The 13813-nt window shown below is 69.3% G+C and carries 6 protein-coding genes; all 6 read left to right on the forward strand.

Translation table 11 applies throughout. The annotated features are described in order from the left end of the window. The first annotated feature begins 1 nt into the window (after position 1). Complete coding sequence (locus AC1Q6X_RS20215; RefSeq protein ID WP_492498232.1) at positions 2-5986, forward strand: Ig-like domain-containing protein; 5985 nt, start codon at positions 2-4, stop codon at positions 5984-5986. After that, entirely contained in the window at positions 5983-7350 is a 1368-nt protein-coding gene (locus tag AC1Q6X_RS20220; protein WP_492498233.1) for an efflux RND transporter periplasmic adaptor subunit, read from the forward strand. The genes AC1Q6X_RS20215 and AC1Q6X_RS20220 overlap by 4 nt, the downstream gene beginning before the upstream one ends. Before the next feature lie 11 nt (positions 7351-7361). Next, complete coding sequence (locus AC1Q6X_RS20225) at positions 7362-9461, forward strand: site-2 protease family protein (protein ID WP_492498234.1); 2100 nt, start codon at positions 7362-7364, stop codon at positions 9459-9461. A 99-nt stretch (positions 9462-9560) separates the two neighbouring features. Next, on the forward strand, positions 9561-10682 hold the full coding sequence (moaA, locus tag AC1Q6X_RS20230; protein WP_070289114.1) for a GTP 3',8-cyclase MoaA: 1122 nt from the start codon (positions 9561-9563) through the stop codon (positions 10680-10682). A gap of 62 nt (positions 10683-10744) precedes the next feature. After that, on the forward strand, positions 10745-12592 hold the full coding sequence (moeA, locus tag AC1Q6X_RS20235; protein WP_492498235.1) for a molybdopterin molybdotransferase MoeA: 1848 nt from the start codon (positions 10745-10747) through the stop codon (positions 12590-12592). Positions 12593-12914: 322 nt separating this feature from the next. Further along, positions 12915-13781: an MHFG family PEP-CTERM protein gene (locus AC1Q6X_RS20240; protein ID WP_492498236.1), complete on the forward strand. Its 867-nt coding sequence runs from the start codon at positions 12915-12917 to the stop codon at positions 13779-13781. The last annotated feature ends 32 nt before the right edge of the window (positions 13782-13813 follow it).

Here is a 13813-nt window from a genome sequence, read left to right on the forward strand (position 1 = left end):
CATGAACCATCCCCTCTTCCCTGCCGCGGCAACGACTTCCGTGCGCCGTCCGCTGCGCCGCGCCTCGCAACTGCTGCCGCTGGAGCAGCGCTTCATGTTCGACGGCGCCGTGGCCGACGCCGCCCACGCGGCGCAGGCGCACGAAAGCGCGCCGCCGCTGCCGCCAGCCGTCACGGTGCGCGCGGCCGAGCCGGCCAAGGACCAGGGCAAGAAGGAAGTGGTGCTGGTCGACACCTCGGTGGACAACTACAAGAGCCTGGAGGCGGGCGTGCGCGCCGGCGTCGGCATCGTCGAATTCGACGGCAGCCGTGACGGCCTGGCGCAGATCGCGCAATGGGCGGCCAGCCAGAGCGGAATCGACGCGATCCACATCCTGTCGCATGGATCCGAAGGCACCATCAATCTCGGCACCGCGCGCCTGACCGATGCCTCCCTGTCGTCGGCTGCCGTCCAATCGGAAATGGCGCAGCTGGGCCAGGCCCTGAGCGCCGACGGCGACTTGCTGCTGTATGGCTGCGATGTCGCCGCCGGCGGCCATAACCCGCTGATCGCCGACCTGGCGCGCATCACGGGCGCCGATGTCGCGGCGTCGCGCGACGCCACCGGCGCGGCAGCCATCGGCGGCAACTGGACGCTCGAAGCGCATGCCGGCAAGATCGACGCCAAAGCGCTGGACATCGCCGACTACCAGGGCCTGCTCACACAGGTCAGCTTCTCCGGCAGCGACGCCGACTACAGCTCGACCACCGTGGTCAAACAGGTTAACGGCCAAAACGTCACGTTTTACGGCGGCGCCAGCGCCGGCGGCCTGGGCATTGACGGCACCTATGGCACCGACGGGCTGTATGCCTACCAGGGGCCCACCAATGAAGTCAGGCTGACGGTCACCATCGCTTCCGGCTACACCTTCGACATCAGCTCGTTCGATGTCGGCGTCCTGACCGGCTCGCTGACGATCAACTTAACGTATGGCAACAACACCACAGACACGCTCACCGTGAACTCGCTGGCTAACGGCTGGCAGACCCTGCTCAATTCCGGCCTGAGCAAACCGATCAACGACGTCAAGCAGGTGGTGTTCAGTTCCGGCGATTTCGGTCTGTTCCAGAATTTCGACATCACCGACGTCAAGGCTATTTCGCACCCGCCCACGGTCACGGTCAGCAGCGCCAGCCTGTCGGACGACACCGGCACCAGCGGCAGCGACTTCATCACCAAGACCGCCGCGCAAATCATCAGCGGCACGCTGTCGACCACGCTGAGCACGGGCGAAAAGGTCCAGGTGTCATATGACAACGGCAGCAGCTGGAGCGACGCCACCACCTACACGGTCGGCTCCAGCAGCTGGAGCACCGTCACCACGCTGGCCGGCAGCAGCACCTTCCAGGCCCGCGTCACCAACGCCGACGGCTCCAGCACCGCCTACACGCACAGCTACACGCTCGACACCACGGCGCCGACCACGTCCTTCACCGGCATCTCCTTGTCGGACGACACCGGCGTCAACAGCACCGACTTCATCACCAAGACGCCAGGCCAGAACATCACCGCCACGCTCAGCGGCGCGCCGGCCGGCACCGACGTGGTCTGGGGGTCGCTGGACGGCGGCAGCAGCTGGACCAACATCACGAGCAAGGTGTCCGGCACCACGCTGACCTGGAACGGGGCCACCCTGGGCGCAGGCAGCAACGCCATCATGTTCAAGGTGACCGACGCGGCGGGCAACGACAGTTCGCTGAGCTTCCAGAACTACACGCTCGACACCACCGCGCCCACCACCAGCGTGGCCACGGTCAGCTTTTCGGCCGATACCGGCACGTCGCCGACCGACTTCATCACCAAAACGGCGGCGCAGACCATCGGCGGCACCCTGTCGGCCAACCTGGCCAGCGGCGAGAGCGTGCTCGTCTCGCTCGACAACGGCACCACCTGGGCCGCCGCCAGCGCCACCGTGGGCCAGAACACCTGGTCGCTGGCCCGCACGCTCAGCGCCAGCAGCACGCTGAAGGTCAAGGTCAGCGACACGGCCGGCAACGACGGCGCCGTGCTGTCGCAAGCCTATACCTTCGACACCAGTTCGCCGACGATCACCTTCAGCGGCCTGGCGCTGTCGGCCGACACGGGCGCCAGCGCCAGCGACTTCATCACCAAGATCGCGGCGCAGACCATCGGCGCCACCCTGAGCACCACCTTGGCCGCCGGCGACATCGTCTACGGCTCGCTGGACAACGGCGGCAGCTGGACCGACATCACCAGCAAGGTCAGCGGCACGAGCCTGAGCTGGAACGGCGTCACCTTGGCCGGCAGCGACACGCTGCAGCTGAAGGTCGTCGACGCCGCCGGCAACACCGGCAGCGTCAAGACCCAGGCCTACATGTTCGATACCAGCACGCCGGCCACGCCCGGCACACCGGTGCTGGCCACGGCCAGCGACACCGGCGTGCAGAACAACGACAGCATCACCAGCGACACCACGCCGACGCTGAGCGGCACGGCCGAGAACGGCAGCACCGTCACCGTGTTCGACGGCGCCACGCTGCTGGGCACCGTCACCGCCAGCGCCGGCGGCTGGACGCTGACCACCGGCGCGCTGGCCCAAGGCTCCCACACCATCACGGTCGTGTCCACCGACACCGCCGGCAACGCCTCTGCCGCCTCGGCCGCGCTGACGATCGAGGTCGACACCACCGCCCCGGCCGTCGCCACGGTGGCGGTGCCGGCCAACGGCACCTACTACAGCGGCGGCGCGCTGGACTTCACGGTCAACTTCGACGAGGCCGTCCTTGTCGACACCACCGGCGGCACGCCGCGCATCGCCCTCGTGGTCGGCGCCACTACCCGCTACGCCGACTACGTGTCCGGCTCCGGCACCAGCGCGCTGCTGTTCCGCTACACCGTGCCCAGCGGCGACATCGACGCCAACGGCATCACGGTCGGCGCACTGTCGACCCACGGCGGCACGCTGCGCGATACGGCCGGCAACGACGCCGTGGTCACGCTCAACAGCGTCGGCAGCACGGCCGGCGTCAATGTCGACGGCAGCAACCCCAGCGTCACCGGCGTCGGCGCCAGCACCGCCGACGGCGCCTACGGCGCCGGCCAGACCATCACCATCACGGTCGATTTCTCCACCGCGGTCAACGTCGACACCACGGGCGGCACGCCGACCCTGGCGCTCGACGGCGGCGGCCAGGCCACCTATGCCGGCGGCTCGGGCACCAGCACGCTGACGTTCAGCTACACGGTCGGCGCCGGCCAGAACAGCGCCGATCTCGACTACAGCTCGAGCGCCGCGCTGGTGCTCAACGGCGCCACCATCCTCGATGCCGGCGGCGCCAACCAGCCAGCCGACGTCACGCTGGCCACGCCGGGCACGGCCGGCTCGCTGGGCGCCAACAAGGACCTCGTCATCGACTCCGCCGCGCCGACCAACACCGTGGCCAACGCCACCTTCTCGGCCGACACCGGCACTTCCGGCACCGACTTCATCACCAGGACCGCGGCCCAGACCATCAGCGGCACGCTGGCGGCCAACCTGGCGGCCGGCGAGTACGTCTACGTCTCGCTCGACAACGGCGGCAGCTGGAACCTGGCCACGGCCAGCACCGGCACCAACACCTGGTCGCTGGCCGGCCAGACGCTGTCGGGCAGCGGTACCCTGAAAGTGCGCGTCACCGACGCCGCCGGCAACAACGGCACCGCCTACGCGCAAGCCTATGTGCTCGACACCATGGCGCCGACCACCAGCTTCAGCGGCATCGCGCTGTCGGCCGACACCGGCGCCAGCAGCACCGACCTGATCACCAACACCGCGGCGCAGACCATCAGCGCCACCCTCAGCGGCGCGCCGGCCGCCGGCGACATCGTCTACGGCTCGCTCGACAACGGCGCCACCTGGACCGACATCACCAGCAAGGTGTCCGGCACGACGCTGACCTGGACCGGCGTCACCCTGGCCGCCAGCGACACCTTGAAGCTGCGCGTCACCGACGCGGCCGGCAACAATGGCGCCGCCACCGGCACGGCCTACGTGCTCGACACGAGCGCCCCCGCCACCAGCGTGGCTGGCATCGCTTTTTCCGCCGACAGCGGCGCCTCGTCCACCGATTTCATCACCAACGTGGCGGCGCAAACCGTCAGCGGCACCCTGTCGGCCAACCTGGCCAGCGGCGAGCGCGTGCTCGTCTCGCTCGACAACGGCGCCACCTGGGCCACCGCCGCCGCCACCGTCGGCCAGAACACCTGGTCGCTGGCCGGCCAGACCCTGACCTCCAGCAACACCCTGCTGGTCAAGGTGGCCGATACGGCCGGCAATGACGGCGTCGCGGCGAGCCAGGCGTATATCTATGACACGGCAGCCGGCGTGCCCACCGTGGCCCCCTTGGCGACGATGAGCACCACGCCCGTGCTGAGCGGCTCGGCGACGCTGTCGGCGGGCGAAACCATGACCGTCTCCGTCGGCGGCGCCACCTATGCCGTCGTTCCCGCGGCGGGCGCCTGGAGCCTGGACCTGGCCACCGCCGTACCGCTCAGCGGCACACTCACGCTGGCCCTGAACCAGCGCTACGAGGTGGTGGCGAGCGTCACCGACCTGGCCGGCAACGTCGCCAGCGACAGCAGCAATGGCGAACTCACCATCGGCACGCTCCTGACCCCGCCCACGACCGGCATCACCGGCACCACGCTGTCGGCCGACACGGGCGCCAGCGACAGCGACTTCATCACCAACGTGGCCGCGCAAACGATCAGCGGTACGCTGTCCGCGCCGCTGGCCGCCGGCCAGCGCGTCGAAGTCTCGCTCGACGGCGGCGCCAGCTGGCGCAGCGCGGCGGCTACCGGCGGCGCGACGGCGTGGGCGATCAATGTCACGCTGGGCGGCAGCGGCACCCTCATGGCGCGCGTCAGCAACGACGCCGGCAACGGTCCCGCCTTCGCGCAAGCGTATGTGCTCGACACCGTCGCCCCCGTCGCCACGGCCACCTCGGCCACGCTATCGGGCGAGAATGTGCTTGGCGGCAACCTCTCGGCGCCGCTGGCGGCGGGCGAATCGGTACTCGTCTCGCGCGATGGCGGCGCCAGCTGGCAGGCGGCTGGCGTGGCCGGCAACAGCTGGTCGCTGGCCGGCGTCGCCGCCGGCCAGGTGCAAGTAGTGGTGCGCGATACGGCCGGCAACAACGGCGCCATCCTGGCGGCGCAAGTGAGCATACCTGTGAAGCCGCCCGTGGTGGTGGTGCCGCCCGTGGTGCCTCCCGTGGTGGCGCCGCCCGTGCGCGTGCTGCCGGAAGCCCCCGCGCCGGCGGACAAGGTTGCCGAAAAGGCCCCCGCCAGCGCTGCCGCCGGAGCCCTTCCCGGCGTGCTGGCACCGGACACGCTGGCGCTGTTCAGCCCGAGCAGCGGCGCCAACGGCGGCCGAGCGGCCGACGTTGCCAGGAACCCGCTGGCCCCCGTCAGCATCGCCGCCCTGACCAACCCCGCCATGCTGCTGACGGCCTTCACGCCGACCGGCTTGCCGGAACTGCCGTCGCGCAGCGATGCGCTGCTCTCGCAGGTGCCGATCGGTGACAAGGCGTTCAACAGCGGCGAACGGATCGCGGTGCAACTGGCGCCCGACACCTTCGTGCAGTCCGGCGGCGGCACGCCGTTCCAGCTCAGCGCGCAGCAGACCGACGGCAGGCCCCTGCCTGCCTGGCTCAGGTTCGACAGCCGCGCGGCGCGCTTCGAGGGAACGGCGCCGCCGGGCTTCGAAGGCACGCTGCACTTCACGGTCACGGCGCGCGACGCCCAGGGACGCGTCGCCGTGCAAACCTTCAAGATCGTCATCACCAGGGATGGCCAGGTCATCAAGACCTCGGCGCGCGACGCCGGCCCGGCCGACCCCGTGGGACGTCCCGGCCTGAGTGCGCAACTGGGCGCCGTGCACGGCGCGGGCGCCGAGCGCCTGGCGGCGTTGTCGCGTAGCGCGGCGGCGGCGAAAGCGCATGCATGAACGACGCGGTGGCATTTGATCCCCTGCTGACCTTGCTCGAACTGGCCCAGCGCGCACGCGCCGCGGCCAGCGCCAATGAACTGGCCTTCCTGCTGGTGAACGACAGCCGCGCGCTGGCGCCGTACCGCCAGGCGGCGCTGTGGTTCGACGCCGGCGGCGTGCACACCCTGTCCGGCGTGGTGGAAGTGGAAGCCAACGCCCCGTATGCCCAGTGGCTCGTGCAGCTGTGCCGGGCGCTGGCAGAGCGCCATGCGGACGCCGCGCCGCTGGCCGTCGAGGCCGCGCAACTGCCGCCCGCCATCGCCGCCGCCTGGGACGAATGGCTGCCGGTGGCCGTCACCTGGGTGCCGCTGCGCGCCACGGGCCGCGCCGGCGGGCAGGCGGGCCTGCTGCTGGCCGGCGACGCGCCGCTGCAGCCCGGGCAGCTGGCCCTGCTCACCGAATGGGCCGATATCTGGCAGCATGCGTGGCGCGCCAGGCAAGGTCCGGCGCGCTGGTCGCCGGCGGCGCTGCCGGCGCGGCTGCGCCTGTGGTGGCAGGGCGATGGACAAGGCCAGCGCTGGCGCCGCCGGCTGGGCGCCGCGCTGGCAGTGCTGGCGGTGCTGCTGTTTCCCGTGCGCCTGACGGTACTGGCGCCGGGCGAGCTGGTGGCGGCCAATCCGGCCACCATCCGCGCGCCCCTCGATGGCGTGATCGCCGAATTTTCCGTGCGCCCGAATCAGGTCGTGCGCGCCGGCCAGCCCCTGTTCTCGTTCGACCAGGCGCCCATCGGCAGCCGCCTCGACGTCGCGCGCGAAGGGCTGGCCACGGCGCAGGCCGAGTACCGGCAGACGGCGCAGATGATACTCAACGACCCGCGCGCCAAGACGCAGCTGGCCGCGCTGCTGGGCAAGATCGCCGAGAAGCAGGCGCAGGCAGCGTTCCTGGAGGGCCAGGCGCAGCGCTCGCGCGTGCTGGCGCCGCATGCCGGCATCGCCCTGTTCGACGACCCGTCGGAATGGATAGGCCGGCCCGTGCAGACGGGCGAACGCATCATGCAGGTGGCGGCCGCCGACGACGTGGAGATCGAAGCGTGGGTGCCGATCGGCGACGCCATTCCGCTGGCCGAGCGGGCCCCGCTCAAGCTGTACCTGGCCGCCGCGCCGCTGACGCCGCTCGAAGCAAATGTGCGCTACATGAGCCACCGCGCCACCGCGCGCCCCGACGGCAGCTATGCCTACCGCGTGCGCGCCAGGCTGGACGGCGCCACCGGCCAGCGCATCGGCCTGAAGGGCACGGCCAAGCTGGGCGGCGAACGCGTGCCGCTGCTCTACTGGATACTGCGACGGCCGCTGGCCAGCATCCGCCAGTTCATCGCCGTGTAGAACGGAACCGCATGCACGCCTTACCCTTGCTGCGCCAGGAGCTGTCCATCCATGCCGGCCCACGCCTGCCCGACGGCCAGCCCAGCTGGACCTTGCACGACCCCGTGCGCAACCTGTTCTTCCAGCTCGACTGGCCCAGCTTCGAGATGCTGCGCCGCTGGGAGAACAACGACGCCCAGGCCCTCATCGACGACATCAACCAGAGCACCACCCTGCAACTCGACGGCGGCGCCATCGAGCGCCTTCTCGACTTCCTGCGCGAGCAGCAGCTGCTGCAGCCGCGCCAGGGCGCCGCGGCGGCGATGGCGGCCACGCGCCAGCGCCAGCGCGGCAGCTGGCAGCAATGGCTGCTGCATAACTACCTGTTTTTCCGCATCCCGCTGGTGCGTCCGGACCGCTGGCTGGACTGGCTCGCGCCGCGCCTCGGGTGGCTGTTTTCGCCCGCCTTCCGCTGGCTGACGCTGGCCGCCGGCCTGCTGGGAGTGGCCGGCGCCTACCGCGACTGGGAACGCTTTTCCGCCACCCTGCTCGACACGCTGAGCTGGCATGGTGCCCTGCTGTACGGCGCCGCCATCACCTTCGCCAAAGTCTGCCATGAGATGGGCCACGCGCTGACGGCCAAGCGCTACGGCTGCCGCGTGCCGACCATGGGCCTGGCCTTCCTGGTGATGTGGCCCGTGGCGTACACGGACACCAACGAAGTGTGGAAGCTGGCGCGCCGCGAGCAGCGCCTGGCCGTGGCGGGCGCTGGCATCATGACGGAACTGATGATCGCCGCCTGGGCCACGCTGGCCTGGACCTGGCTGCCCGATGGTGGCCCCAAGCAGGTCGCCTTCCTGCTTTCGACCACCACCTGGATCACCACCGTGGCCATCAATGCCAGTCCCTTCATGCGCTTTGACGGCTACTTCCTGCTGTCCGATTACCTGGGCCTGCCCAACCTGCACAGCCGCGCATTCGCGTTGGCCCGCTGGGACTTGCGCGAACGCCTGTTCGCGCTGAACGAGCCGGCGCCGGAATCGTTTCCGCCGCGCCGGCGCGCCGGCCTGATCCTGTTCGCCTGGACCGTATGGATCTACCGGCTGGTGCTGTTTCTGGGCATCGCCGCACTCGTGTACCACTTCTTCATCAAGGCCGTCGGCATCCTGCTGTTCCTCGTCGAGATCTGCTGGTTTGTCGCGCTGCCGCTGTGGCGCGAACTGCAGGTGTGGCGCTCGCGTCGCGAAGCCCTGCGGCACAGCCGCCGCGCCTGGCGCAGCGCCGGCCTGGCCGCGCTGCTGCCGCTGCTGCTGATGCTGCCGTGGCCGGACCGGGTGCTGACCTCCGGCGTGCTGCAGCCGCAGGCGCGCCTGGCGCTGTACGCGCCCGCGCACGCGGCGCTTGAAGCGCTGCCGGTGGCCAATGGCCAGCGCGTCGCCGCCGGCCAGCCCCTGCTGCGCCTGTCATCGCCCGAACTGGCGCTGCGCGAAGGCGAGACGGGCGCGCGCCAGGACTTGCTGGCATGGCAATCGGCGGCGGCGGGCCTGGACGCCGCCAGCCGCAAGGACTGGCAAGTGCTGAACGACCAGCTGGCCTACGCCAGCGCCGAGCATGCGACGGTGGGCGCGGACTTGCAGCGCTACCGGCCGCTGGCGCCGTTCGCGGGTGTGCTGGTCGACGTCGATCCCGACCTGCGGCCCGGCGAATGGCTCAAAGGGCAGGAATATCTGGGTTCGCTGGTGGGCGCCGGGCGCTGGCAGGTGGTGGCCTACGTCGACCAGGATGCCGTACGGCGCATCGCGCGCGGCGACCGTGCCCTGTTCCTCGCCGACGGCCTGGCCGGCCCCGCGCTGCGCCTGACCGTGGCCAGCATCGACCGCGATGCCAGCCGCACCCTGAACGAGCCGGAACTGGCGGCGCTGTTCGGCGGCGACGTGCTGGTGCGCGAAAAGAACGGCGTGCTGTATCCCGAACAGGCCGTATACCGGGTGCTGCTCGATGCGGACGCCGAACTGCCGGCCAGCAGCCCTGCGTGGCGCGGCAGGGTCGCCATCGCCGGGGAATGGGAAGCGCCGGCATGGCGTTTCCTGCGCGCGGCCGCGGGCGTGGCGCGCCGCGAAGCGGGTTTCTAGCCGGCTGCTGACGACCGCGCCCCGATCGTGGTATGGTTAGCGAATCCGGCGGCCCTTATGCGGCGCCGGAATTAGAAAAACAGCAAGATTATTAGGCTCATGTCAGAAAAAATCATCATGATGACGGAGCGGCGACGGGCCGCTCCGGCCATCCCGGCCGCCCTGGAAGCGCCAACAGGCCTGCTGAACGATCAACTGGGCCGGCCCCTGCACGACTTGCGCATCTCGATCACCGACCGCTGCAATTTCCGTTGCGTGTACTGCATGCCCAAGGACGTGTTCGACAAGAACCACGTGTATCTGCCGCACACGGATTTGCTGTCGTTCGAGGAAATCACGCGCATCGCGCGCCTGTTCGTCGCGCACGGCGTGGAAAAGATCCGCCTGACGGGCGGCGAGCCGCTGCTGCGCAAGAATATCGAAAAGCTCATCGCCATGCTGGCCGCACTGCGCACGCCGTCGGGCCAGCCGCTGGACCTGACCTTGACGACCAACGGTTCCTTGCTGGCCAGAAAGGCGCAAGCCTTGAAGGATGCGGGCCTGAACCGCGTCACCGTGTCGCTCGATTCGCTCGACGACGCCACCTTCAAGCGCATGAACGACGTCGATTTCGCCGTGGCCGACGTGCTGCAAGGCATAGCTGCCGCGCATGCGGCGGGCCTGGGACCGATCAAGATCAACATGGTCGTCAAGGCCGGCATGAACGAGCAGGAAATCGTGCCCATGGCGCGCCACTTCAAGGGCACGCCCTACATCTTGCGCTTCATCGAATACATGGACGTGGGCGCCTCGAACGGCTGGAACTTGCAGGAAGTCATCCCGTCGGCCGAGGTGGTGCGCCGTATCGGCGAACACATGCCCTTGCTGCCCATCGACCCGAACTACACGGGCGAGACGGCGGCGCGCTGGCGCTACGCCGATGGCGGCGGCGAAATCGGCCTCATTTCCAGCGTCACGCAAGCGTTCTGCGCCGACTGCAGCCGCGCCCGCCTTTCGACCGAAGGCAAGCTGTACACGTGTCTGTTCGCCAGCAGCGGCCACGACTTGCGCAGCCTGCTGCGCGGCGGCCACAGTGACGCGGAAATTTCCTCGGCCGTGGCGCAGCTGTGGCGCGGCCGCGCCGACCGCTATTCGCAATTGCGCACCAGCCAGACGGATCTGACGGGCGGCGCGCTTGAGCACGGTAAAAAGAAAGTGGAAATGTCGTACATCGGCGGCTGAATCGGGCGCGGCGCGCGCCCGCCGCTGCTACCATGGCGCATGCACCCATTTTCCTACCTGACATGATCAACAAACACGACATTACCGGCCTGATCCTGGCCGGCGGCCTGGGCACGCGCATGGGCCAGCGCGACAAGGGCATGCTGCCCCTGCATGGCCAGCCCCTGGCGCGCCACGTGCTGCAGCGCCTGGCGCCGCAAGTGGGCCAGCTGGCCGTCAGCGTCCATGCCGATGCCGGCGATTACGCGCGCTTCGGCCTGCCCGTGTGGCCGGACGCGCTGCCGGGCCAGCTGGGTCCGCTGGCAGGTTTACACAGCGGCATGCGGCACGCCGGCACGCCCTACCTGCTCACCGTGCCGTGCGATTCACCCCTGCTGCCGCCCGACCTGGCCGCGCGCCTGGCCGCCGGCCTGGTCGAAAACGATGCCGACCTGGCCATCGCCGTCACCGAGGAAACCGATCCGGCGACGGGATCGGCCGTGCGCCGGCCGCACCCCGTCTTCTGTCTTGTCAAGACTGCCGCCCTGCCCCAGCTCGATGCCTACCTGCGCGGCGGCGAACGCCGCATGCGCACCTGGCACGGCCCCTTGAAGCTGGCCGAAGTGCTGTTCGAGGATGGCGCCGCGTTCGGCAACATCAATACCCCGGACGAGCTGGCCGCCTTGCAGGCGCGGGGCTTGAGCGTGCCGATGGCGCAAGCCATCCTGGCCGACACCGTCGCGCCCGTGGCCGGGATCGAGGAATTGCCGCTGCCGCAGGCGTTCGAGCGCATGCTGGCGGCCGACATCATCTCGCCCATCAGCGTGCCCGCGCACGACAATTCCGCCATGGATGGCTATGCGCTGCATGGTGCCGACCTGGGCGGCGACACGCCAGTGACTTTGGCCGTGGTCGACACCATCCTGGCGGGCCGTCCCGGCACGGTCAAAGTGGGGCGCGGCCAATGCGCGCGCATCATGACGGGCGCCGTCATGCCCGACGGCTGCGACAGCGTGGTGCCGCAGGAACTGGTGCTGCAAGCCAATGAAACCAGCATCACGCTGGCGCCGGACTGCATCCGCCCCGGCGACAACCGCCGCTTCAGGGGCGAAGACTTGATGCAGGGCCAGCCGGCCTTGCTGCAAGGCAAGATACTCGGACCGGCCGAACTGGGCCTGCTGGCCTCGCTGGGCATCGCCACCGTCCCCGTGCGCCGCCGCCTGCGCGTGGCCTTCTTTTCCACGGGCGACGAATTGCGCTCGATCGGCGAGCCGCTCGATGCGGGCTGCATCTACGACAGCAACCGCTACACCCTGCTGGGCATGCTGACCCGCCTCGGCTGCGAGGTGCTCGACATGGGCATCGTCAAGGACAATCCGCAGGCGCTGGAAGCGGCCCTGCGCGGCGCCTGCGCCAAGGCCGACGTCATCATCACCTCGGGCGGCGTGTCCAGCGGCGCGGCCGATTTTACGCGCGAGATCCTGGCCCGCCTCGGCGACGTGGCTTTCTGGCAAATCAACATGCGCCCGGGCCGCCCCATGGCCTTTGGCCGGATTGCCAGCGAGGGCGACACGGCCTTGCTGCTGGGCCTGCCCGGCAACCCGGTGGCCGTGATGGCGGCGTTTTATTTCCTCGCCCGCCCCACCCTGCTGCGCCTGATGGGCGCCGACGCGGACACGGCCAGCCTGCCCCTGCTGCAGGTGGCGGCGCAGGCACCGATCCGCAAGAAACGGGGCCGCACGGAATACCAGCGCGGCATCGTCGAGCGCGGCGCGGACGGGCGCCAGCACGTGCGTGTGACGGGCGCGCAAGGCTCGGGCATCCTGCGCTCGATGACGCAAGCCAATTGCATGATCGTGCTGCATGAGGCGCAAGGCCACGTGGCGGCAGGCGACCTCGTCGATATTGTGCTGTTCCATGGCCTGATGTAAGCAACTGCCCCTCCCCCTCTCCTTGACGGCCCGCCCTGCGCGGGCCGTTTGCATTTCCCCTTCGCAATCAATTTGCTCCTGCGCGGCACACCTGCGCCCGCCGAGATAAAAATATTAATCATTTCTCGTCAAAATAAATCAATAAACACAACACTAATTGTAATAATTTTATTTATTAGTTGATATTGAAGTTTCTTCGGTGATAACATTCGAACTCACGCAAAAGTTCAATTTTGATATTGTTTTCACGAGGAAACTAACAATGAAACACGGCCCATGGTTGGCGAGTACCTGCATGCTGGGTGCGGCAGTCCTATTCGGCATGTTGTCTCTGGCTCCCCTGCCCGCGTATGCGAAAGGCGTGGCCCGCACCGACGTGCTGGACAACTGCAACTGGAACCGTCCCGGCGTCGACCCGTTCATGGGTGACGTGGTGGCGGCCGTGGACCGCTATACGGATATCGCGCAGCCCGTGCGCGAACAATTGAAGGCGCGCATGCGCGCGCGCCAGTACGATGAGATCGTGGTGATCAGCCGCGACGCCATCCGCGGCAAGGGCAATTACAACGCGCGCATCAGCGACATGCATTTCGGCCCCGGCCGCGTCTGCCGCAACGTCACGCGTGCGGGCTGGAACGAGCAGATGCAGGAACGGGGACTCGTGTATTGCGTGCAGGGCCAGTGCATCCTGGTGCCGACGATTTGCCGCAACGTCAGCCGCATCACGCAGGCGCCCGCGTCGGCGCCGCCAGCCGCCGGCGCAGCTCCCGGTGGTGCCGCTCCCGGCGGTGCAGCACCCGTTGCCGCCGCGCCCGCCGCCCCGGAAACGGCAGGCGTGCCCCTGATCGACAATCCCGACGCCTTGCGCGGCGGCTCGTTCACGGGCGGCGCCATGCCGCCCGAGGTGGCCAGCATTCCTTTCCTGCCCTTCGATTATGTGCGTACCGCCGGCGGCATCACGCCGCCTGCCGGCATGGGCGGCGGCGGCGGGGGTGGAGGCGGCCTGCCGCCGGACCGGGGCAGCAGCATCATCGTGCCGCCCACCGTGATCATCCCTAGCTTGCCACCGACGGTGCCGACCGTCTTGCCGGCCGTGCCGGAACCGCAAACCTGGGGCATGCTGCTGGCGGGACTGGCGCTGACGGCCTTCGCCGCCAGAAAACGCCGGGCCGGCAAGCATGCCGCCTGATGCGTAGCCAGCCGGGTGCGGACTTGTTACTA

Source organism: Janthinobacterium sp. GW823-FHT06H09 (assembly GCF_058794735.1).

Bases quoted from the DNA above. Each gene is read 5' to 3' on its own strand.
- AC1Q6X_RS20215 (WP_492498232.1), top strand. From the start codon at position 2: ATGAACCATCCCCTCTTCCCTGCCGCGGCAACGACTTCCGTGCGCCGT.
- AC1Q6X_RS20220 (WP_492498233.1), top strand. From the start codon at position 5,983: ATGAACGACGCGGTGGCATTTGATCCCCTGCTGACCTTGCTCGAACTG.
- AC1Q6X_RS20225 (WP_492498234.1), top strand. From the start codon at position 7,362: ATGCACGCCTTACCCTTGCTGCGCCAGGAGCTGTCCATCCATGCCGGC.
- moaA (WP_070289114.1), top strand. From the start codon at position 9,561: ATGTCAGAAAAAATCATCATGATGACGGAGCGGCGACGGGCCGCTCCG.
- moeA (WP_492498235.1), top strand. From the start codon at position 10,745: ATGATCAACAAACACGACATTACCGGCCTGATCCTGGCCGGCGGCCTG.
- AC1Q6X_RS20240 (WP_492498236.1), top strand. From the start codon at position 12,915: ATGTTGTCTCTGGCTCCCCTGCCCGCGTATGCGAAAGGCGTGGCCCGC.